Source organism: Pedobacter panaciterrae (assembly GCF_013204795.1).
GTDB lineage: Bacteria > Bacteroidota > Bacteroidia > Sphingobacteriales > Sphingobacteriaceae > Pedobacter > Pedobacter panaciterrae.
Genome location: NZ_JABMKW010000008.1, coordinates 291657 through 315464, shown reverse-complemented (window position 1 = coordinate 315464; position 23808 = coordinate 291657). Strand labels below are relative to the sequence as shown.

At 36.9% G+C, this 23808-nt stretch carries 20 protein-coding genes; 11 read left to right on the top strand and 9 right to left on the bottom strand.

Translation table 11 applies throughout. The features are described from left to right. Position 1: 1 nt before the first annotated feature. The 5 genes from HQN86_RS03455 to HQN86_RS03435 form a co-directional block, all read right to left on the bottom strand. Positions 2 to 3364, bottom strand: coding sequence for a SusC/RagA family TonB-linked outer membrane protein (locus tag HQN86_RS03455; RefSeq protein ID WP_172659634.1), 3363 nt, complete (start codon positions 3362 to 3364; stop codon positions 2 to 4). A 193-nt stretch (positions 3365 to 3557) separates the two neighbouring features. Then, complete coding sequence (locus tag HQN86_RS03450; protein WP_172659633.1) at positions 3558 to 4631, bottom strand: FecR family protein; 1074 nt, start codon at positions 4629 to 4631, stop codon at positions 3558 to 3560. A 159-nt stretch (positions 4632 to 4790) separates the two neighbouring features. Further along, positions 4791 to 5324, bottom strand: a complete 534-nt coding sequence (locus HQN86_RS03445; RefSeq protein WP_172659632.1) for an RNA polymerase sigma-70 factor — start codon at positions 5322 to 5324, stop codon at positions 4791 to 4793. Positions 5325 to 5441: 117 nt separating this feature from the next. Beyond that, positions 5442 to 6344 carry a glycoside hydrolase family 25 protein gene (locus HQN86_RS03440; protein WP_172659631.1) on the bottom strand — a complete coding sequence of 301 codons (903 nt, stop codon included), beginning with the start codon at positions 6342 to 6344 and terminating at the stop codon, positions 5442 to 5444. A gap of 195 nt (positions 6345 to 6539) precedes the next feature. After that, positions 6540 to 7913: a dipeptidase gene (locus HQN86_RS03435; protein ID WP_172659630.1), complete on the bottom strand. Its 1374-nt coding sequence runs from the start codon at positions 7911 to 7913 to the stop codon at positions 6540 to 6542. Positions 7914 to 8298: 385 nt separating this feature from the next. Here HQN86_RS03435 and HQN86_RS03430 point away from each other — a divergent pair, with 385 nt between their 5' ends. From HQN86_RS03430 to murA, 8 genes are all read left to right on the top strand, one after another. Next, positions 8299 to 8814, top strand: coding sequence for a PH domain-containing protein (locus tag HQN86_RS03430; RefSeq protein ID WP_172659629.1), 516 nt, complete (start codon positions 8299 to 8301; stop codon positions 8812 to 8814). A gap of 2 nt (positions 8815 to 8816) precedes the next feature. Further along, positions 8817 to 10349 (top strand): PH domain-containing protein, encoded by a 1533-nt coding sequence (locus HQN86_RS03425; protein ID WP_172659628.1) that lies wholly within the window; start codon positions 8817 to 8819, stop codon positions 10347 to 10349. Positions 10350 to 10726: 377 nt separating this feature from the next. After that, complete coding sequence (locus HQN86_RS03420; RefSeq protein ID WP_172659627.1) at positions 10727 to 11359, top strand: DUF6266 family protein; 633 nt, start codon at positions 10727 to 10729, stop codon at positions 11357 to 11359. 170 nt (positions 11360 to 11529) lie between these two features. Beyond that, positions 11530 to 12108, top strand: a complete 579-nt coding sequence (locus tag HQN86_RS03415; protein ID WP_172659626.1) for a zeta toxin family protein — start codon at positions 11530 to 11532, stop codon at positions 12106 to 12108. After that, positions 12095 to 12283 carry a hypothetical protein gene (locus HQN86_RS03410; protein WP_099437195.1) on the top strand — a complete coding sequence of 63 codons (189 nt, stop codon included), beginning with the start codon at positions 12095 to 12097 and terminating at the stop codon, positions 12281 to 12283. Before HQN86_RS03415 ends, HQN86_RS03410 begins: the two co-directional genes overlap by 14 nt. Positions 12284 to 12403: 120 nt before the next feature. Continuing rightward, a complete protein-coding gene (locus HQN86_RS03405; protein ID WP_172659625.1) occupies positions 12404 to 14728 on the top strand; it encodes an ATP-dependent helicase in 2325 nt (774 codons plus the stop codon). 133 nt (positions 14729 to 14861) lie between these two features. Then, on the top strand, positions 14862 to 15527 hold the full coding sequence (locus HQN86_RS03400; RefSeq protein ID WP_172659624.1) for a DUF4290 domain-containing protein: 666 nt from the start codon (positions 14862 to 14864) through the stop codon (positions 15525 to 15527). 38 nt (positions 15528 to 15565) lie between these two features. Next, positions 15566 to 16891 (top strand): UDP-N-acetylglucosamine 1-carboxyvinyltransferase, encoded by a 1326-nt coding sequence (gene murA, locus HQN86_RS03395; RefSeq protein WP_172659623.1) that lies wholly within the window; start codon positions 15566 to 15568, stop codon positions 16889 to 16891. A 77-nt stretch (positions 16892 to 16968) separates the two neighbouring features. Here murA and HQN86_RS03390 read toward each other — a convergent pair whose 3' ends face one another. Both HQN86_RS03390 and dprA read right to left on the bottom strand, forming a co-directional pair. Continuing rightward, positions 16969 to 18330, bottom strand: a complete 1362-nt coding sequence (locus tag HQN86_RS03390) for a pyridoxal-phosphate dependent enzyme (RefSeq protein ID WP_172659622.1) — start codon at positions 18328 to 18330, stop codon at positions 16969 to 16971. Positions 18331 to 18501: 171 nt separating this feature from the next. Then, positions 18502 to 19593, bottom strand: a complete 1092-nt coding sequence (dprA, locus tag HQN86_RS03385; protein ID WP_172659621.1) for a DNA-processing protein DprA — start codon at positions 19591 to 19593, stop codon at positions 18502 to 18504. Between the two features lie 142 nt (positions 19594 to 19735). Between dprA and HQN86_RS03380 the strand changes: the two genes are divergently transcribed. Genes HQN86_RS03380 through HQN86_RS03370 form a run of 3 tightly spaced genes read left to right on the top strand, consistent with a single transcriptional unit; the run spans position 19736 to position 21827 of the window. Next, on the top strand, positions 19736 to 20107 hold the full coding sequence (locus HQN86_RS03380) for a BlaI/MecI/CopY family transcriptional regulator (protein WP_172659620.1): 372 nt from the start codon (positions 19736 to 19738) through the stop codon (positions 20105 to 20107). After that, positions 20104 to 21561 carry a M56 family metallopeptidase gene (locus HQN86_RS03375; protein WP_216854312.1) on the top strand — a complete coding sequence of 486 codons (1458 nt, stop codon included), beginning with the start codon at positions 20104 to 20106 and terminating at the stop codon, positions 21559 to 21561. Before HQN86_RS03380 ends, HQN86_RS03375 begins: the two co-directional genes overlap by 4 nt. A gap of 29 nt (positions 21562 to 21590) precedes the next feature. Beyond that, positions 21591 to 21827, top strand: coding sequence for a hypothetical protein (locus HQN86_RS03370; RefSeq protein ID WP_172659618.1), 237 nt, complete (start codon positions 21591 to 21593; stop codon positions 21825 to 21827). 80 nt (positions 21828 to 21907) lie between these two features. On the opposite strand, the gene rsmG is transcribed toward HQN86_RS03370, so the two are convergent. Together rsmG and HQN86_RS03360 are read right to left on the bottom strand one after the other, a co-directional pair. Continuing rightward, on the bottom strand, positions 21908 to 22540 hold the full coding sequence (gene rsmG / locus HQN86_RS03365) for a 16S rRNA (guanine(527)-N(7))-methyltransferase RsmG (RefSeq protein ID WP_172659617.1): 633 nt from the start codon (positions 22538 to 22540) through the stop codon (positions 21908 to 21910). Next, positions 22531 to 23652, bottom strand: coding sequence for a glycosyltransferase (locus HQN86_RS03360; protein WP_172659616.1), 1122 nt, complete (start codon positions 23650 to 23652; stop codon positions 22531 to 22533). Before HQN86_RS03360 ends, rsmG begins: the two co-directional genes overlap by 10 nt. Positions 23653 to 23808 lie beyond the last annotated feature (156 nt).

Here is a 23808-nt window from a genome sequence, read left to right as displayed (position 1 = left end):
ATTAGATTTTAAGGGTTAAACCAAATGTGAACGAGCGTACAGATGGATATTGAGCAACATCAACGCCTCTTTGTCTATTGCCATTTGTATATCCCAGTTCAGGAGTATAACCCGAATAATTGGTAATCATGAATAAATTCTGACCAGTCACATATAGCCTTAAGCTATTAAAAGTGGCCTTTTTCACAATAAAATCAGGCAGTGTATAGCCTATTGTTAAATTCTTTAAGCTAACATAGTTACCATTTTCAACAAACAGATCTGAAGTACGATAGTTCTCATTTGCACGATCAAGTGACATCCTTGGTATTGAATTACTCGTTCCCGGCCCTGTCCATCTATTTAATGTTTCTGCATAAAGATTAAAAGAATAGGTTGGATCAGTGCCTTGCATCCTGTCTGCATTATACAAGCTCACTCCAAATACGCCTGTTACGTTTGCCGACAAGTCGAATCCTTTGTAAGACAGCGTGGTTTGAAAGCCCAAAGTTGCTTTTGGATTAGGGTTTCCCAGATAGGTTCTATCTGCTCCATCAATCATACCATCTCCGTTAATGTCAACAAAACGAACATCTCCTGGCTTTATAGCACCCTTTCTTGAATCATTCTTCAAATAAGGATCATTGTCAACCTCAGCCTGAGTTTGGTACAGTCCTGCTGTTTTCCATCCATAAAAAGAAGCTATAGACTGGCCTTCATAGGTTCTTGAAATTTCCTGACTAGAACGGCCATAAACTGTAGAAGGAATAAAGGCATTTAAGCCATAAAGCTTAGTTACTTCATTTTTGATGAATGAGCCATTAAGTCCAAAAGAGTATTTAAAGGTATCACCCGATTGGTAGTTCACCTCTGCCTCTATACCACGATTATTCATGTTACCAATATTAATGTCAGGAGCAGTTACTCTTCCCGCTGTTCCTATCAATAAAGCAGGCACAAGCATTTTATTGGTGTTTTTATCAAAATAGGTAATTGTAGTGCTTAACTTATTGTTTAAAAAGCCTGCCTCCAAACTCACATTGGTCATGGCTGCACGCTCCCAGGTGATATCCGGATTTGCAGTTATTGTTACTGCCGAACCATTAACTCCAAAACCTCCAAAAGTATAGCCATTTGTACCATAAGTATTCCCCACAACTATCGAACTCGCGTACTGGAAACCACGTATATTCTGGTTACCCAGCTCTCCCCATCCTCCGGTGATCTTTAAATTGCTTATCCAGCTCACATCTTTCATGAATTTCTCATTAGATACTCTCCACCCTAAAGAGAATGCAGGGAAGTAACCCCAACGGTTTCCGGCAGCAAATTTTGATGAACCATCTGCTCTAAAAGTCAGGGTTGCTAAAAATCTGCCATCGTAATCATAAAATCCTCTTGCAAAAACAGATTCCAGGCCCGACGGATCATCATAACTACCATCGGCAGTTAAAAAGGCATTTCCTTTTCTTAAAGTCCTTTGGTCTTTAGAAGTATCATCATACCCCACTCTGCCAGCAGAGAAATAGCTTCCTCTAAAACTTTGCGAAGAATATCCACCAGTGAAAGTGATATGACTTTTGCTGATTACTTTATCGTAAGTAAGAACAAGATCTAACAAGTGTGAATAATTCTCTGCTTCTGCCTGCGTTAATGTTGAACTTGTTGTTTCTCTTGTTTGGATTCTGTCTTCTATGTTAAAAGAATAACTGCGGCCAATTGTACCATCGAAACCATAGTTAGCGCGGAATTTTAAATCTTTATAAATTGGCACCTCTGCAAACACATTGGCAATAGCCCTATATTTACGGTTATAAGCATCAGCCTGTTGAATAGTTGAATAAGGATTATTGATATCCCCTAACTGGTTGGCAAAAGCTTTTGAGGTTCCATATGTTCCATCATCATTCATTGTTGGAATTGCAGGATTAAACCTTAACGCAGAAAAGAGAAGGCCTGTCTGAGAATCATTATTATTAAAACCATTGGTTTCCCCATAAGTTACTTGCAAGTTTTGCCCTAATTTTAACCAGGGTTTAATCTTATGCTCCGAATTGATGCGGGTACTAAAGCGTTTAAAGTAAGACTTGTCGATAATCCCTTTTTCATCATAAAAAGAAGTAGAAAAATAATAGGTAGAAACCTCATTACCTCCCTGCAGATTAAGATCGATATTATTTACTTTTCCGCTTCCCAGGATGGCCTTCTGCCAGTCTGTGCGCTGGGTTGAATAATACGCATCATTCCATGGTGCTTCAATAGCAGCCCCATCGTTAGTAAATCTTTCCCTTTTAAGTGTATAAAGATCAGGAGCTGTAAGCAAGTCAATGTACTTGGTAGATTTAGAAACACCTGTATATGCATTGATGGAAGTAGCTAATTTCTGACTGTAACTACCTCTTTTAGTAGTGACCAAAACTACTCCATTCGCAGCTCTTGTACCATAAATAGCGCTTGACGATGCATCCTTTAATATCTCTATTGAAGCGATATCGTTAGGGTTAACATCACTTAAGGCGTCAGGATTACCTGAAGGCACTCCATCAATTACTACCAAAGGATTAGCATCATTTATAGTACCGGTACCACGGATACGGATACTTGGCGCAGCACCTGGAGTTCCATCATTACGAACTATATTAACACCCGTTGCTCTGCCTTCCAATGCCTGGGCAACTGTACTTACAGGTAAATTCTGAATATCGCTACCTTTAATACTGGCAATTGATCCTGTAACATCTATTTTTTTAGAAGTACCATAACCTACAACTACAATCTCATCCAAATTGGAATTCGTTTCAACCATAGTAATGGTCAGGTTAGTTTGTCCGGCTATATTAACAATCTGTTTTTCATAGCCAACATAACTAAACTCTAAAACCCCGTTTTCAGGAGCATTAATTACAAACTCGCCGTTAACATTAGTTGTAGCCCCAATATTGGTTCCTTGCAATTTAACACTAACCCCTATAAGTGTCTCTCCTTTTGAATCAACAACTTTACCTTTTATGGCAATTTGGGCTTCTGGCGCACCAATGATTACCACATGATCATCAGCTATTTTATATGGCAATTTACTGCCCATTAATGCATCCATAATGGCGTGGATACCCGCATCTTTTACCTGCAAATCTACTTTACCCAGCTTCTTTAAGCTGGCATAATTGTAAAAAAAGCGGTAGTTACTTTGTTTTTGAATCTTTGTGAGAATGTTGCTTACTTCCGTCTGCTTTAAATCAAGTGAGAACTTTTCCTGAGAGTAAACATTCGCCGAAACCTGTAAACAGGTGAACATAATTAGTAATAATGCTCCTTTCATTAGCAAAATTATTTTAAAAGGTGGTTGCATATAAAGCCACGCAAAAGCTTTTGTAATCTTTTTCATTACATTTGTTTTTGAAAATTAAGGAATAGAGTAAGTCCATTACAACGCTTACTCTTGTGAATTAAATCCGGATTTTTAAGGGGAAGAACTGCAATTCTTCCCTTATTTATTTGTGGATTTTCAGGAATCGGTCAGATAAAATTTCTTCATTTTTTTAGTTTAATTTGGTTTTTATTATTGGTTAATTATTTGCTTAAGGTGCAGAGAGGTGAACTACTCCTTTATCCCTTCTGAACTTAAATGGAGTAGTCATTTTTATTAAGGAGAGTGCTTGTTCCAAAGATTCTTCTTCAAACACCCCACTAATTTCTTCTTTTTTCAAGGTTTCATTATCAAATACCATTTTCACATCAAATCGTCTCTCAATCTGTTTACCTACTTCTTCAAAACTTTCATTTGTAAAAATCATTTTATTGCTCAGCCAGGCAATCTCTTTAACGTCCTGTGTATTGGCTTCAGATAGTCTCTCTAGCTGATACTCCGGTACGGCTGCTTTTTTATCAGCATTTCTGCCCTGCTCCAGGTCATTTGCAACAGTAAGCTTTTCATTAGGCAGCATCACAATCTTCTTTTCTGGCTTATCATTTAATTCAACCAGGATTTTTCCGCTAAGCAATGTAGTTTCAACCTTTTTATCTGTGGCATAGGCCTTAACATTAAATACAGTCCCTAATACCTTTACCATGAACTTGTCGGTATGAACCAGAAAAGGCCTTTTAGGATTTTTTTCTACCTGAAAAAAACCCTCGCCCTTCAGGCTCACTTCTCTGCTTGTAGCAGAAAACACTTCCGGATAAGTAAACGTACTCCCTGCATTCAATTTAACTTTTGTGCCATCAGACAATTTCAAGTCTCTGGTTTTTCCAAAAGGAACATAGATCCGGTGCATTTCTGAACCTGCAAACTGATCCGGAACAGTTGGTTTTCTTCCATAGAAAAAAAACACAGTTAAAACGCCCACAACCAACGCTGCTGCTATCCACTTCCAATATATTAATGAACTTATCTTAGCCTCTTTAACAGGTGTAATCGTGTTTTCCTCTGTTCTGATTTTATCCCAAAGCCCATCAATTTTTTGATTAATATCTTTTTGTTTTACTAAAGTGTCTGGTTGCTTTTCCTCTGTCGTCAATGCATCTGTAAAAGCCTGCATTTTTCTATATTCCGGAAAATGAATAAAAAACTCCTCCAGCTCAGCTAATTCTTCTGGTGTTGAAGACTTAGATATGCTTTTGGCCATTAATTCAATAAACCTGGATTTTATCATATATATAAATAGTGTCTAAGGTAAAGACACGCGAGGGTATCGATATTCCTAAAAGAAATAAAAATATTTTTGAAATTCTTGTAAATGGCTTTTACCATCCTTAAGCCATCATCTCCACGCAAGTCTTTATCTCAACCTAAACCGTGCGCAATCTCAATCCTACTTACTATGAATTGCCGAATCGAGCTTTTTAAGTGCAATGGATAGCTGTGCAAATACAGTCTTATCAGAAAGCCCAAGAATACTCGCTACTTCTTTACAAGACAAATCATCTTCCTTTACCATTTTAAAGATCAGTTTGCATCGGGCAGGTAAGTCGTTAATAGCCTTCAGCATATTATCTGACAACTCTTTACTGATCAGAATCTGGGATGGATCAACCGACAAATGAAAATAATACGCTTCAGTTACCTTTATTTCATTATTCTTTTTAGAGGTAATGCTACGCAAATGATTTAAGCATGCATTCTTTATCGATGTATAAAGGTAGACCTGCATATTGTTGATGCGCAAGTTTTCCTTACGCTCAATCCAGAGCCTTACCAACACATCATTTACAATTTCTTCTGCAATCTCACGCTCTCCCACAAATGATTGTGCGAACCGGAAAAACTTATTTGCATATCCCTCGTAAAGCTCATTAAATGCAGATTCGTCCTCATTTTCCCGAATGCGAATGACCAGCTCCTGCATACCCCCAATATTTAAAAATAATTTTTAGTAATATTAGAAATAATGATTCATTATATATTTATAACTGTAGTTATTTTTCTTTTAAATAACTTAAGCTAACCATTAACAGAAAGGATTTTATTTAATCAACATTTGTGAAAAGGTTGTACTATCACCTTTAAAAACATTAAAATCTACTGCGTGATTAATACCTGAGATTCTTGCCTTATCAGAGTGTTGCCAAAAGAACCATTTGGTAGCTTCATTAACTTTAAGCTTTGGTTGATGGTAATGGGCAATCCACAAAGGATAATTATCAAAGTATCCTTTCAAATAGTCATTATAGAACGACAGCCCGGTATAAATAATCGGTTTTACCTGCTCTCTTTTCTCTATATAAGAAACAAACTCTTTCAGTTGCGCTCGCATATTTGCAGGCGAAGTACCATTTAATTGTTCTATATCTACAACAGGAGGAAGATCCCCAGCCTCGAATTTTACAGTTTGAAGGAAGAACTTAGCTTGCCAGCTCCCCGATTTCTGAGGTCTGAAAAAATGATATGCTCCACACACAATACCTACTTTGGCAGCCTCCCGCCAGTTTCGTTGAAAATAAGGATCAACACTAAGCATCCCCTCTGTTGCCTTTATAAATGCAAAATGCACGCGCACATCATCTTCTTCCATCGCCTTAACCCTTTTCCAATCTATCTTACCCTGATAATAGGAAACATCTATACCATGTATATTGTAATCCTTTGGTATCCGGATATTAAAGCTGCGATAGGTACGATATGCAGGATCCTCACCCAAATCCTTTAGCCATCTCCATGTTGAAGTAAATCCCTTAATAATGTATGCGTAATAAAAAGGAGATAAAAGAACCAGCAACACCGCAACAAGCATGAACTTAACTTGCAATGACCAGGGCTTTTTCTTTGTTTGCTTTTTTCGGGGAACGGCCTTTTTACGTGGTACGGTAGTTTTTCGCGGAATAGAAGTCTTTTGCGAAACGGGTGTTTTTCTTTGTGCTGGCGGCATGATGCGACAAAAATACAAAAGTATTTAAAGGCTCAACATTAAATTATCTCTAATATAATAACATGATGAGTTCTATGTTATGCTCAAATAAAAACACCAATGTTCCTGATCGACATGCGGATTTTATTTCTAAATCCGAGGAGAGAAGGAATATTGGTGTTTTTATTAAATAACCAAACCGAAGTAAAAAGCCAGTTACCCTTTGCTCAATTCCGCAAAATATTTATGAAACAAAGGCAACGTCTCAATTCCTTTGTAGTAATTATAAATATCATACTTTTCATTTGGCGAGTGCAGCGCATCGCTATCCAAACCAAAGCCAAAAAGCACAGATTTGATACCTAAAGCACTTTCAAACAAAGCGACAATAGGAATACTACCACCACCACGTGTAGGAATAGGTTTTTTACCAAAAGAATCAACAATGGCTTGCTCTGCAGCGCGGTATGCTATACTATCCGTAGGTGTTACTACCGGCTCACCACCATGATGTGCAGTAACTTTTACTTTAACGTAGTCTGGCGCAATACTCTCAAAATGCTTGGTAAAGATCTCTGCAATTTCATCTGAACTTTGGTGAGGCACCAAACGCATAGAAATTTTAGCATTCGCTTTTGAAGGAAGTACAGTTTTAGCACCCTCTCCTATATAACCACCCCAAATTCCATTCACTTCTAAAGTAGGCCTGGTTCCGGTGCGTTCAAGTGTCGAATAGCCTTTCTCACCCCATTCAGCAGCAATTTCAAGATCCTCTTTATACTCTTTCAAATCAAATGGCGCCGCATTTAAAGCAGTTTTCTCTGCATCCGTAAGTTCAATTACTTTATCATAAAAAGCAGGTATAGTGATGTGATTGTTTTCATCATGTAAGGAAGCAATCATTTTACATAATATGGTAATTGGGTTTGCTACCGCACCACCATATACACCAGAGTGCAAATCGCGGTTCGGACCAACAACTTCAACTTCCATATAAGCTAAACCACGCAAGCCTGTTTCAATTGAAGGATTCTCCATACTGATCATTGAAGTATCAGAAATCAATACCACATCAGCTTTCAAACGCTCTTTATTCGCATTTACAAAGATGCCAAGATTTGCAGAACCTACTTCTTCCTCACCCTCAATCATAAATTTCACATTACATGCCAGCGTGTTGGTTTTCATCATCAACTCAAAAGCCTTTACATGCATGTAAAACTGGCCTTTATCATCGCAGGCACCACGGGCATAAATCTTTCCATCGCGCACGGTAGGCTCAAAGGGAGGCGTTTTCCATAATTCCAATGGATCTGCAGGTTGCACATCATAATGACCGTAAATTAATACTGTAGGAAGACTTTCGTCAACAATTTTCTCTCCGTAAACAATTGGATAGCCAGCAGTTTCACAGATCTCTACTTTATCGGCACCTGCGTCTTTAAGTTTTTGGGTAACATAATCAGCAGTTTTCAGCACATCTTCCTTATATTTTGGGTCGGCACTAACCGATGGGAAGCGTAACAATTCAAACAACTCATCTAAAAAGCGTTGCTTATTTTCTTCAACATATTTTTTGATTTCTTGCATAACAAATTAGTTTTTACGAATTTATTTTAAGTTAGTTTAAAGGCACCTTTATGTTAGGATTTTTTACAATTTTCTACAGAAAAAAGTCCTTAGTTAGTGGTAGCAAAACTAATTAAATTATACCAGTTGGTAGTATTTGCAGACGCTAATTTATACTTGGTTGAAATACTTTTTTAGAATGATGTTAAAAAGAAAAGGGATAAACATTTCTGCTTACCCCCTTAAATTAACGCTCTCACGATAAAGGTAACTATCCTGTTACACACTCGCAACTATTATTTCAAATTTATTTAGTTTAAAATACTTGATTGTTTTACATGATAGCTATTGTTGACAAGAAAAATAATTCCCTAACTTCGTTCAGTACATCATCAAAAAAGCAGGAATGACGGAATTCACTAATGAAACCATAGATACAGAATCATTACCCAAATATGAAGAAGTACAGCTAAACCCACTAAACAGCAAGTACTGGAATGTAATGCTCATCAATATCTTTATATTCTTATTAGTCTTAGCTGCTGGTTTGGTTACACTACTAATACTTAATGCCAATGCAAGGGCCTACTTATATACATTAATTGGCATTTATATCGTGTTCGCAGTCCTGTTATTCATTTTATACAGAGCCAGCTTTAAAAAACGCGGATTTGCTGTTCGAGAAAAGGACATTTTATACACCAGCGGAATTATCGCCTTATCAACCACTATAGTTCCTTTTTCCAGAATACAACATATTGCTTTAGACGAAGGCTTATTTTCAAGAATATACGGCTTAGGCGAATTAAGAATTTTTACTGCCGGAGGCAGTTCGGGTAGCTTACATATTCCCGGAATTGAAATCGACAATGCAAAAAGCATTAAAGAATTGCTCATGAAGCAAATAAATGAGGCTGATTAAAGATGTCTGAAGAACCTAATATAACATACGATTTTTCAGCGCCCCGAAAACAATCAGCATCAGGCATTATTATCATGTTTGCCAATAGTTTTCAAAAGGTAGTTAGAGCTTTGGCACTTCCTCTTATCCTGATTATAGTTAAGTCAAAAGATTCGGGCAACCTGGCATTGATACTCATTGCGTTTTTATGCTTGTTAACAATAGTTCTGGCACTATTTGCTTATTTCAGCTACCAAAAGTTCACTTTTTTTCTGGATGAGAAGCGGCAAGAATTCATTATCAATAGTGGCATTTTCAGCAAAACCTCCCTCACTATTCAACTCAATAAAATACAGCAGGTAAATATAAATCAGAACCTGTTACAGCAGGTTGTTGGGGTCTATAGCCTGGAAATTGATACCGCCGGAAGCGAAAAGAAAGAAGCAAGCATTAAAGCTATAGATCATGCTACAGCGACTATTCTTAAGCAAAAGCTATTGAGTCGTGACCTTTCAGAAAGCGAAACCGTTAACACTCAAGCAGACAATCAGGTTGTAGAGTCAGCTCCTCCTCTCCTTAAACTAAGCACCAATACCCTACTTAAAATAGGCATAACCACTAACTATGGAGCCAGTTTGTTATTATTAACAGGTTTTATTTTTGGAGCTTTCCAATTATTTAAAGACTATACAGATGCGCTGGAAATAGAAAGGGAACAATTTACTAAGATGCTCAGCAAAGGTATCACTCTTTTCTCTTTGTGTTTTGTGGTGGCATTTGCTTTAATTATCATCCTGGCAACAAACATCGTCAGAACATTTGTAAAGTATTTCAACTTTAAAATCATTAAGCAAAAAGGAGCACTCGCAGTCAGTTCCGGCTTATTTACGCACAAAAATGTATTGCTAACTCCTAATAAAGTTCAATTAAGTGCATACAGTCAGAATTATTTCCAGAAAAAATTCGATCTGCTGAACATGAAAATTAAGCAGGCTTCATTTGATTCTGCTGATAAGCAAGACAGTAAAAAATCGGATATAGAAATACCCGGTTGCAGCGAAACAGAGCGTAATGAAGTTTTAAAGATGATTCTCAGCAGGGCACCAACAAAAGGTGCAGAACTAAAACCAAACTACCGTTTCATCTTTCTGCAAACCATGATCTGGATTGTATTTCCAATATCAGTATTTGCATTGTTAAGCAGCTATGCCCTCCCCCTTCTAAGAAACTATTTATTTATGGCTTTACCTTATATAATAGTGGTTGGCACAATGCTGTATTTCGAATTTAAGCGCCACAGATTATATGTTGATGAACATTTCATCATTAAAAAAAGTGGCATATGGGACGTAGAACACGAGATCATTGAGCCACATAAAATCCAGGCAATAACTGCCAAACAATATTTTTGGCATAAAGGTGCAGATGTGGGGCATTTAATCATCCATACTGCAGCCGGTGTAATTCACTTCAAATATGGAAACTACAGCTACATTAAAAGTTTGGTAAACTATTGGACGTATAAGATTGAGGTTTCCAAAAAAAATTGGATGTAATTAACCACAACACATTGGTAAATGCTTAAATTTTACTCGTTTTAGTAAAAAAATAATAAAAATTTTTCTTTGTTTCCAGCCAACTGATTGCATTTTTGAGCCTTTTTAGCAGGGGGTCCGGGACCCCCTGGGACTGCCATAATATTTTTTTTATGTTTTACTTTGAATCTGAAATGATTTGGATTGTTATAAGCGTTGTACTGACGCCTGATTTGGTCTGGTTCAACTAGCTTAAATAAACGACTTTGAAACGACTCTGAACGACCTTTATCATTTAAAACGCTTTTTAGAGTGATATAAAAATCGATAGAAAAACGGAGATGTATTAAAGTACAATAAGATAATTAAATAAATGTTTCACTATTAAAATTAAAACAATGGCAAAAATTAAGAAAGGAATCTTAGGCGCAGTATCTGGTAAGATAGGCCCAGTAATCGGAGGAATATGGAAAGGCATTCCATATTTACGTCAGGTTCCAAAGAAAAAAAACAAGAAATCAAATACGCCTGCTCAAATAGAAAGCAGGCAAAAACTAAGGTTCATGAATGAACTGCTGGTACCTTTCCATCCCTATGTGTCAATAGGTTTTATGCATCACGCAGAGCAAAGAACAGAGATTAGTGCAGCTTTTTCTGAAAATTATCATAAAGTTGCTGTAGGCACACACCCCAATTACACAGTAGTTTACCATGAATTTGTGATCAGTAAAGGCAATTTACCTATGATTGAAGAAGTAGCTATGGAACTGCAAGCTCCTGATGTTTTAAAACTGAGCTGGTTAGACAATGGGATTAAAAATACATCTTTTGATGATCAGGTTATGCTGGTGATTTATTGTCCTGAACTACATGTAACAGATGGTTTTTCTGGTGGCATAAAACGTCGTGATAAGCAGTGTACTTTTAAATTTAATCCGAAAATGGCTGGTAAAAGGCTTGAAGTTTATGTAAGCATCAGCTCATTAAACAGGAAAAAAATAGGAAACAGCCGATACCTGGGAAGTATTTAGCATATTTTCAAGGCGGTTGTCTTAAAGCAGTCATCTCGACGATAGGAGAGATCTCTTGCTTATGCTACTTGCTACGCAGCTACTTCGTTGTCAAGAGATCTCTCCTATCGTCGAGATGACGAAGCAACAAAACATACCTCAACTCTTCAATATTTGGTAACTTCGTAGTCATGTCTAATCTATATATTATAGCAGGATGTAATGGTGCAGGTAAAACCACTGCTAGTTACACTATATTACCAGAAATACTGAACTGCAAAGAGTTCGTTAATGCTGATAACATAGCAGCAGGAATTTCACCCTTTAATCCGGAAGGTGTTGCTTTTGAAGCAGGTAGAATAATGTTAAGCCGAATCCAGGAATTAATGAATGAAGGTGCTGATTTTGCGTTTGAAACCACATTATCAACAAGAAGTTACGTTACAATGGTTAAGAAAGCACAAGAAAAGGGCTATGAAATAAGCTTGCTTTATTTTTGGTTAAGCTCCCCTCAGATGGCAATACAACGGGTAGCAAAACGCGTAAGTAATGGAGGACATAATATACCCGAAGATGTAATTAAAAGAAGATATTACCGTGGAATTAAAAACCTATTAAAATTGTATATGCCAATTTGTAATGAGTGGACTTTGGTTGATAATATGGATTTAATGCCTGAAGTTATTGCTAAAAGCGACAGCTTTGGAAAAACAGTTTTTAATAACGATATTTGGGATAGAATAATAAAGCAAGGCCATGAAAAATATTGATCATATAATTCAGGACTCTACATTCACTGAAAAGGTAATGATAGGACTTAACAAGGCGCTTCGTAAACTTGCTGAATCTTCAGCGGCCAACAACGAAAACTTGATAGTTGGCGATAAAGATGGAAATGTTAAATCTGTTCCCGCCAAGGAGCTGTTGAAAACACTGTCTAAGTAAAATTCGAATTGGAAACAGTACCAGATACTTTTTGAAACAACTCCTAAAAAATGTAGCTTTGTAACCTAAAAAGATTATATCTTAAGTATTATACCCTAAAAGCAGAAACAGGAACGGATTTTGGATTATTTAGCAGGTTTAAACCCCCAACAACGCGCAGCAGTAGAAAACACACAAGGCCCGGCAATGATAGTTGCAGGTGCTGGTTCCGGTAAAACACGTGTAATTACATATAGAGTAGCCCACCTGATTCAAAAGGGTGTGGATCCTTTTAATATCCTTGTACTTACCTTTACCAATAAGGCGTCTAAAGACATGCGCGAGAGGATTATGAAAGTAGTTGGCCCAGAAGCAAAAAACATCTGGATGGGTACTTTTCACTCCGTATTTTCCAAGATATTAAGGGTTGAAGCTGAAAAAATCGGGTATCCATCTAACTTTACAATATACGATACGGACGACAGTAAAAGTCTGATCAGATCTATATTAAAAGAGATGCAGCTTGACGATAAATTGTATAATGCCAACTTTGTTTACAATAGAATCTCATCTGCTAAAAACAACCTGGTTTCTTATTCAGAGTATCTTCAAAGCGCTGAAATTCAGGCTGAAGATGTTAGCAATAAACGCCCTTTAATGGGTTCTATTTATGAAACATATACCAAACGGTGTTTTAAAGCCGGAGCAATGGATTTTGATGATTTACTTTTCAAAACCAATGTTTTGCTTAAGAACCATCCGGATGTATTAAATAAATACCAGCAGAAATTTAAATACCTGATGGTTGATGAGTACCAGGATACTAACTTTTCGCAATACACAATTGTAAAAAAACTGGCTGCTGCATACCAAAATATATGTGTTGTAGGTGATGATGCCCAAAGTATCTATGCCTTTAGGGGTGCAAACATTCAGAATATATTAAACTTTGAACGTGATTATCCTGAGTTGCAGGTATATAAATTAGAGCAGAATTACCGCTCTACTCAAAACATTGTTGAAGTTGCCAACAGTATCATCGCAAATAACAAAAACCAGCTGGAGAAGAATGTATTTTCTGACAATGAGGCCGGCGATAGAATTAAAGTTCAGCGCGCATTTACAGATAACGAAGAAGGTAAACTGGTTGCCGAAGCTATTGTTCAGGATCGCAGTTCAAAAGGACTTAAATTTAACGATTTTGCCATTCTATATAGAACAAATGCCCAATCAAGGGCTATGGAGGAGGCTTTAAGGAAACTCAATGTTCCTTATAAAATATACGGAGGTCTCTCCTTCTATCAACGTAAAGAGATAAAGGATTTAATTGCCTATTTCCGTTTAACCTTTAATCCCAGTGATGAAGAGGCTATAAAAAGAGTAATCAATTACCCTCGTCGCGGACTTGGTGATACTACGGTTGAGAAGATCATAGTTGCCGCCGATAAGCATGACATCACCATGTGGCAGGTAATATGCAGTCCGCAACAGTATATAGAAGGAAGAATAGCAAACCAATTGAATGATTTTGCCATGCTGATACAAAGCTTTGCTGCAGAATCTAAAAAATTGGATGCTTACGAAACCGCACTCTATATTGCACAGCACTCGGGCATATTAAAAGAATTACATACTGACGATAGTATTGAAGGACGCAGCAGATACGAAAACATTCAGGAGTTACTAAATGGTATCAAAGAATTTGCTGAGCGTGAGGATATTGAAGACAGAAGTCTCGCTATTTTTATGCAGGATATCGCATTGTTAACCAATGATGATAGACAGGATGAAAAAGATAAAGAGACTGTTTCGTTAATGACTATACACTCTGCAAAAGGATTGGAGTTTAAAAACGTATTTGTAGTAGGATTAGAAGAAAACCTGTTCCCTTCGCAAATGAGTTTAAACTCACGTACCGACCTGGAGGAAGAACGACGATTATTTTATGTTGCCATAACAAGGGCAGAGAAAAAGCTGACTTTAACATATGCTACTTCCAGATATCGCTGGGGAACGTTAACCAATTGCGAACCAAGTAGGTTCATAAATGAAATTAATGCCCGCTATTTAGAAATTGAGGTGGTAAAACCAGCTAAAAGCAGTTTAGGACAAGACAGTTTTGATGGCGAACGCAGAAGCTGGACACAACAAAGGGATAGCTTTAGCAAACCAAAACCTGCAATGTCTAGCTCTGGTTCGGGTACAGCTACAGGAACCAGCTCCCCTGCTCCTCGTCCAAAAACTACTTCATTGCTTCCAAAGGCACACGTACCTACTCCTGGTTTCGCTCCTGATGCCGCCAATCTATTCCAAAATGGCATGGATGTAGAGCATGAAAAGTTCGGTTTCGGTAAAATAGTTGCCTTAGAAGGTACATTACCTGATGTAAAAGCTACTGTATTTTTTCAGGGACTAGGTAATAAGCAGTTATTATTAAAATTTGCTAAATTGCGAATTGTTAAATAAGATATATATTTGCTAAATCTGTATTAACTTAGACAGAGAATCGTAAGGCTTATAAATAATCTACAAAGAGAATTATATAAAAATTGAAATTTAGCCGTTATTCCTGAACAGCTACTTCATAGAAATAAATTAAATGAATTTCGACTATAATACCACTAGAAACGAATTAATTCTGGCCGAATATGGCCGTAATGTACAAAACATGGTTAAGTACATTATTGAATTACCCGATCGTGAAGAACGCAATAAATATGCACAGGCAGTAATCGACTTAATGGGGTTCTTAAATCCTCATTTGCGCGATGTTGCCGATTTTAAACATAAACTTTGGGACCATTTACACATCATATCCGGTTATCAGATAGATGTGGATAGTCCTTATCCTAAGCCTACTCCTGAAGCAGCTTTAATAAAACCTGACCATATTGGATATCCTCAGCAAAAAATCAAATACAAGCATTACGGCAAAACAGTTGAAGTAATGATTGAAAAGGCTAAAGCTGTTGATGAACCAGAACGCAGAGCTGCAATGGTACAAGGCATAGCAAACTTCATGAAAATGGCTTATGTTACGTGGAATAAAGATAGCGTAGCTGATGAAACAATCTTCAAAAATTTACGTGAACTATCTGGTGGTCAGCTTGAACTGGATGACAATGTTAATCTAAACAAAGTTGAATTTAAGCCTGTTGTAAGCAGACCTGCAAATAACAACAACCGCGGTAGAAATAACAATAAAGGCAGACAAAATAATAACAACCGTCAGCAACGTAACAATAACCCTAAGCAGAGACATTAATTCTTACCAATTTTAATATTTAGATCCTTAACAGTAGTATGAACGCATTTGAAATAATTGGTGGAAAGAAGTTAAAGGGTGAAATTCATCCTCAGGGAGCAAAGAATGAGGCCTTACAGATCATTGCTGCTGTTTTATTAACAGATCAGAAAATTACCATCAGTAATATTCCAGATATCAAAGATGTAAACAAGCTTATTGAATTGCTGGGCGATATGGGGGTAACTGTAGAGCGCTTATCTAAAGACACTTACACCTTTGAAGCTAAAAACATTGACCTTAAATTCTTCTTATCTGATGCCTTTAAAGCTAAGGGCGGTGGTTTAAGGGGTTCAATCATGATAGTCGGTCCACTTTTAGGTCGTTTTGGTACCGCTGCAATTCCTAAGCCGGGAGGCGATAAAATAGGCAGAAGAAGATTAGATACTCACTTTTTAGGCTTTGAAAAATTAGGGGCTAAGTTTGTGTACGACTCTAAAAAAGAGTTTTTTAATGTAGATGCTACAAATCTTAAAGGCGCATATATATTATTAGATGAGGCTTCTGTAACAGGAACGGCCAATATTGTTATGGCGGCTGTACTTGCCAAGGGTACTACTACCATATATAATGCAGCATGTGAACCTTACCTGCAACAGCTTTGTAAAATGCTGAACCGCATGGGTGCCAAAATCACCGGAGTTGGTTCCAACCTGCTTACTATTGAAGGAGTTGAAAAACTAGGCGGCACTGAACACAGAATGCTTCCTGATATGATTGAAATTGGTTCATTCATAGGTTTAGCCGCAATGACCGAGTCTGAAATCACAATTAAAAATGTATGCTATTCAGAGCTTGGTGTAATTCCTGATGTATTCAGAAAGCTAGGTATCAAATTTGAATTGCGAGGTGACGACATCTATATTCCTTCTCAAAAACATTATGTAATTGAGTCATTTATAGATGGGTCAATGCTTACTATTGCCGATTCTCCATGGCCGGGCTTTACTCCGGATCTTTTAAGCATTGTGTTGGTTATTGCTACACAAGCAAGAGGAAACGTGCTTATTCACCAGAAAATGTTCGAAAGCAGATTGTTTTTTGTTGATAAATTGATTGATATGGGTGCCCAGATCATTCTTTGCGACCCGCATAGAGCAGCAGTTAACGGCATTGACAAGAAATATAAACTTAGGGGTATCAGCATGACTTCTCCTGATATACGTGCCGGGGTTTCTTTATTAATTGCAGCCCTATCTGCCGAAGGAAAATCTACAATCTTTAATATTGAGCAGATCGAGCGTGGTTATCAAGACATTGACATTCGTTTACGTGCATTAGGTGCACAAATTAAGCGCATTGAGGCTTCTGCTCCATCACATTAAAAACATTATGACGATAAATAAAAAAGCCCCAATTGGGGCTTTTTTACTGTATAGTGGTTTTTGTCTCGGTTGCTTATTTAAGCAGAAATAGCATTAATAATATCGTACTGCGTGATAATTTCGATCTTACCTCCCTCAGTCTCAACCAGTACCGCACTGTTTTCTATGTTTATTAACGCAGAAATCCTGTCAATTGATGTGTTGAGGTCAACAAAAGGAAACCCGGATGACATAATCTCCTGAACCTTAGCTGATTTAAGTGAAGGATTTTCCATTAAAGCCTTTAAAATATCTCCTTCGGCCAGCTTACCAACAACCATTTCTTTTTGGGTAACCGGAATCTGCGAGATATTTAGCATATGCATAGTATTAATTGCTTCAAGAATAGTCTTTTCACAATCAATAGTTACAATTTCTGTTTTGTCTTTTTTATCTATAATAGTAGCAGCGGTAAGCTTTTCGTCTTTTAAAAAGCCACGCTCCCTTAACCAATCCTCGTTATACATTTTACCCATATATCTGCTGCCATGGTCATGAAATATGATCACCACAACATCCTCAGGCTTCAGTTTATCTTTTAATTGCAGCAGTCCGGCAACGGCAGAACCTGCTGAATTACCAACAAAAATCCCCTCTTTGCGTGCTATATCACGGGTCATCAAAGCCGCATCTTTATCTGTTACCTTTTCAAAAAGGTCAATGATATCAAAATCTACATTTTTAGGAAGAAAGTCTTCTCCAATACCCTCAGTTATGTAAGGATAGACCTCATTTTTATCAAATATCCCGGTCTCTTTATATTTCTTAAAAACCGATCCGTAAGTATCAATTCCCCAAACCTTAATATTAGGGTTCTGTTCTTTAAGGTATTTACCAGTACCAGAAATTGTGCCTCCTGTACCAACACCAACTACAAGATGAGTTATCTTTCCTTCAGTTTGTGCCCATATTTCGGGCCCAGTTTGCTCATAATGGGCCTGCGAGTTAGATAAATTATCATACTGATTGGGCTTCCATGAGTTTGGAACCTCACGCTCTAAACGCGTAGATACTGAATAATAAGACCTTGGATCTTCAGGTTCAACATTAGTTGGACATACGATTACCTCAGCACCAAACGCACGCAAAGCATCTACCTTTTCTTTTGATTGCTTGTCGGTAGTAGTAAAAATACACTTGTAACCTTTTATAATGGCCGCCATAGCTAATCCCATACCGGTATTTCCGGATGTCCCCTCTATGATGGTGCCACCAGGTTTCAGTTTACCACTTTTTTCAGCGTCTTCTATCATCTTAACCGCCATACGATCTTTTATTGAGTTACCAGGGTTGGTTGTCTCAATTTTAGCCAATATCGTAGCCGGAATATCCTTTGTAATGTTATTCAATTTTACCAATGGTGTATTACCAATGGTTTCTAAAATATTGTTGTACCACATGACACAAAAATACAGATTGAAGATTGGAATTTTATTTATAAATGAATATTCGTAATTTAATATTGAAATAACACAAAATATAGAATATTATTTTAATCTAGTACTCCAATAGACTTACAAACAATGCAATATGTAGGTAAATAAAAAATTTCATTACAGAAGCTAATGCGTTTATCCACTCAATTTATACGTTTTACCCGGTAAAGAAATCAGAATCCCTTGCATTTCAAGGTTTAACAAATGCATGGCGAGTTTGCTTTGAGGAATTTCCGACCGTATGGACAGTTCATCGATCCTTAAATCCGATACCTGTAAAAGGTCAACAACTTTCTGTTCTTCTTTGGAGAGCCCAATTAACAATTGAGTTTGCTCAGTCTTTTTTGTCTTTATTTCATCCCACCCCAGGTAATAAGCGAGGTCTTTTGCATGATTAATCAGCGCTGCCCTATTCGTTTTAATCAGGAAATTACATCCCTCAGAACTCACATCAGTTGTTCTGCCGGGGAAAGCATAGACATCGCGATGATAGGAATTTGCGATATCAGCTGTAATTAACGCACCTCCTTTAGCAGTGGCTTCTACAACTATTATGGCATCTGCAAGCCCTGCAATGATCCGGTTTCGCTTCGGAAAATTCTCTTTATCTGGATTGGTATGCAACGGGAATTCGGTAAGCAAACCACCGTTTAGCATCATTTTTTGGGCTATTGGCTGATGTAATGGAGGGTAAACCCGATCGAGCCCATGCGCAAGAATCCCAATGGTAGGCATGTCCTGATACAAGCTTTCTTTATGAGCAGCTATATCAATGCCATATGCCAGGCCGCTAACTATAACAACATCATAATCAGCCAAAGTTACCGCCAGTTGTTTGCACAGTTGCCTACCGTATTCTGTCGCCTTTCTGGTGCCAACAACACTTATAATTCTATTATGGTTAAGGTTAGCAGTGCCTTTATAGTATAGTAAAACGGGTGCATCAAAGCAGTTTTTTAACCGCTTAGGATAGTTATCATCGGTATAAAACAAAACCTCAACCCTATGCTTTTTAATAAATTTTAGTTGCTCTTCAGCAATTTTTAGGGCATCATTAGTCAGGATTTGATCTGCGGTTGCAGGCCCAATCCCTGGAATTTGCAATATTTCTTTTCTACTTGCTTTAAATACAGCCTCTGCATTACCAAAATGCTCCAGCAAACTTTTGGCAGTTACATGCCCCACACTCTTAATTAAGGTGAGGCCTATTTTGTGGATTAAACTCATGGGCTAAATTATATATTTATTTATCTACCAACCAACAAACTAAAATATATAACTGTAAATCAGATAATTAAAAACAAACTACAAAAATAGTTTGTAAACTATAAAAATAGTAGTAACTTTAATTAACAACAATATTTAATAAATGATGAGAGAACTTACAAAGGCGGAAGAGCAGGTAATGCTAATTTTATGGGAAATAAAAGAGGGGTTGGTAAAGGATGTTATAGACAAAATGACCCCACCAAAACCAGCATACAATACGGTGTCAACGGTAATCAGAGTATTAGAAGGCAAAGGGTTTATAGATCATAAGGCCGTTGGCAACACCCATATCTACTTTCCTATAATAACTGAAGACGAGTACAAACACTTTGCATTTGATAAAGTAATGAACAATTACTTCGAAAATTCTTATCAGAGCCTGGTATCTTTCCTTGTAAAAGAGAAAAACATGGACATGGATGAGCTCGACGAATTGATCCAACTTGCTGAAAAACTTAAAAACAAGAAATGATGAACTGGTTGTACTATCTGCTAGAGGCTAATCTATATTTAGCTGCGTTTTACGGCTTCTACCGTTTGCTTTTACATAAGGAAACTTTCTATTCCTTAAATAGGTATTATCTTATTATAACGAGTATTATAGCTTTCATTATTCCACTTTTGCAGGTAGGCTACCTCAATAATCTATTAAACAATCAAAAGGAAGTCACGATCTTATCGGTTCAATTAACGCCAGTAATCGAAAAATCTAATGCATTTACGATAAGCAATCTGTTGATTTATTGCTACCTCTTTATAGCCTTATTTTTTGCAATAAAAATGGCAATGAGCATATATAAGATCATTTTACTTTCCATTAATGCTAAAAAACAGAAATCTGGAAAAATTACGTATGTTGAACTAGGCGAATCACATGCTGCCTTCTCTTTCTTTAACCTATTGTTCTTAAATCCATCTGTGCAGGAGAAAAACACCATTCTTAAGCATGAGATGGTGCATATAAAGCAGAAACACAGTTTAGATATAATTTTCTTTGAGATCATTCAAATCGTATCATGGTTTAATCCCATCACCTATTTCATCAAAAAAGAAATTAAGCTTCTGCACGAATACATCGCCGACGACATCACAACACATAAGGACATTCAGAAACATCAATACGCGATGTTTCTGATTCAAAATTCCTTTGGTATTGCGCCTAATCAGCTTACCAATCAAATATTCAATCAATCAATATTAAAAAGGAGAATTAACATGTTAAACAAAAAAAAATCAACGGGAAGAGCGAGGCTCAAACTCCTGTTTGCATTGCCAATTGCCGGAGGGATGCTCTGCGCATCCACCATGGCGTTTACTAAAGACTATGCAGTGATAGACTTGTATCCGGAGAAATACGAGTCCGATCAATCTGTAAAACAGGAAACACCTAAGAAAAAAGCAGCTGAAATAATAGAGGTTAAGACTAAACCAGGTGCAAAATCTAAAACAACTAAAGAGAGCCAAATTACAAAAGTTAGAATTGCGCCACCACCGCCTCCCGTGGTTAAACAGGTCAAATTCCCACCACCAATAGTAAAACCTGATGAAGTCAGAGCTCCTAAAAAAGCAGGATCCGTTAAAAAGATAAAGTTCCCACCGCCAATTGTAGTGCCTGATAAACCAGTGCCTCCTCCTCCACCTCCTGTTGAGCCAGTGAAAGAGGAAGGAAAATCAATAACTATTAAAGAAAACGACGGGATTACTTCCTCTACCAAAAATGGAGAACCAACCAAATCAATAATTTTGGCATATAAAATTCACGTTGCCGAAGGGAAACCAGCAACATCACCTACTAAAAATGAAGAACAAGCAAAATCCCTATCTACAACATATAGACTTCTTACCAAGGATAAATTAGAAACAAAAGAAGGGACTAAGACAACGCTAGAAGGCACCGTGAATGTGAAAGAAAAATCAGGTAATTAATTCCTAAATAGATTTTATTAAAAAACTTTATGACTAATAAAGTAGCCAAAATAAAGTTAATATTAGCGAGTATTTGCACACTTCTAATATTATTTATTAATGTCGAAACGCAACAAGTAAAAATTGGAAAGCCAGTTATTGAACCTTCTAAAATCCTTGATGATGTAATGCATTGGCTATATTATGATCGAGGTTACTTAAGATTATCAGAAGATTTCATTGCATATGATCAAACTTTAAAGCCGATCACTAAAGATCGGCTTTAAGAAAAAGTAGCATCTGGTGGCTATTTAAAGAACTAAAAAAGGAAGCTGCCCTTTAAGATTTGAAGCTTACCAATTAAACCTTACTGCGGTATATAAACCACGTATTTGGTTTCAAAAAACTCTTCTTCAAAGTAAGCTGAAAGCGGATATAATTCCGCTTTTAGTTTTGATTCAGAAATCTCTTCTTTTAAATCACCACCTTTTAAATATAGTATGCCATTAGGAATGGCATTTTTAGATTCTTTATTAAACTTCCCTTTTACCCATGGATAAAAATCAATAAGCCTGGTAACTGCTCTGGAAACTACAAAATCGTACTTGTCTGCAATCTGTTCAGCTCTTAAATGACTCGCTTTAACATTCTTTAAACCTAATGCCGCAGCTACTTCAGTAACCACTTTAATCTTTTTACCAATAGAATCAACCAGATGGAACTGAGTTTCTGGAAAAAGAATAGCTAGCGGTATGCCAGGGAATCCACCTCCGGTGCCCACATCCAACACACGTTCTCCTGCTTTGAAAGTGCAGAATTTGGCAATTCCCAACGAATGAAGAATATGGCGTTCATATAACTCATCAATATCTTTTCTTGAAATTACATTGATCTGGGAATTCCAGAAACTGTACAATTCGTACAATTGATCAAACTGAGCTATCTGCTGATCAGTTAGCTCTTTAAAATATTTCTGTATTAGAGTAGACTTTATTTCCACTGTACTTTTTTAACAAATATAGACAGAATGCCGTTAAACACTAGAAAAATGAACAATAGAATATCCAAAACAGGAAACCAAATACTCAAATTACCATAACTTAACCGCTTTAAAAGGCGTGGGTAAACAAAACACCTTATTATAATACTCAATACAAAAACACCAAGTGATATATATAAGGTAGCTTTAAAGAACAACAAAGCGACAAAGAAAGCATAAAACAGGAATTGAATAATAATCTGCGACGAGAGGATGAACTTATGTTTTCCTTTATACATTTTACCTGCTCCAAAATGTCTTTTCTTCTGTCTCAGATAAGCACCAAAACTTGTATTTGGCTCGCTCCAAACATGAGCATCCTTATTAATAGAAATTGCGGTATTACTTCTGGTTGCATGAGCATTTACAAAAAGATCATCATCGCCCGAAGGTATATGCATGTGTGCCGCAAACCCTTTTTTCTTAAAAAATAATGATTTCTTATACGCCATATTGCGGCCAACCCCCATATAAGGCATACCTTTTAAAGCAAATGAAAGGTAATTTACTGCTGTAAAAAATGTCTCGAAACGAATTAAAGCATTCAATATCCCTCTCTTTTTTATATAAGGTGAGTAACCTAAAAGGATATCCACATGCTCATTTTCGGGTTGCTGCATGCTCAGTAACCAATCTTGCGAGGCAGGCAAACAATCGGCATCTGTAAAAACAAGCCACTCATTTGTGGCTGCTTTAATACCCATGGTAACTGCAAATTTCTTACCTGCTATAAACTTTTCTCCTTCATTTACGTGAACAACTTTAAGGTGCTTATATTGTTTTTCAAAGGTTTCCAATAATTCACGTGTACCATCCCAGGATCTGTCGTTAACAACAATAACCTCATAATCAGGATAATTCTGCTCCAAAACGGAAGGCAAGTATTCTGTAAGGTTATTAACTTCATTGCGTGCGCAAATCACAACACTTAAAGGTTTTCTACCTGTTTCGGGAATAGGATCGACTTTTACCAGAGCAAGTTTTAAGTGAACAAAGAGGCTAAAATATAGCTGTATTAAGAAGCAAAAGATTAAAGCGCCGAGCAGGCAGCTCTCAATTAAGGTTAATTCCACGATGTATTTTTGTAACTGGCAAATTTCTCATTTTTAATCAGTAATGCACATTTATGTTGATAAAAATTTTAGCCCGTAAATAGCTGGTTTTTTGCTACTTTTGCCCTGATTTTTTGAAGAGGAAGATTACACACTAACTTACTCTAATCAAAAAAC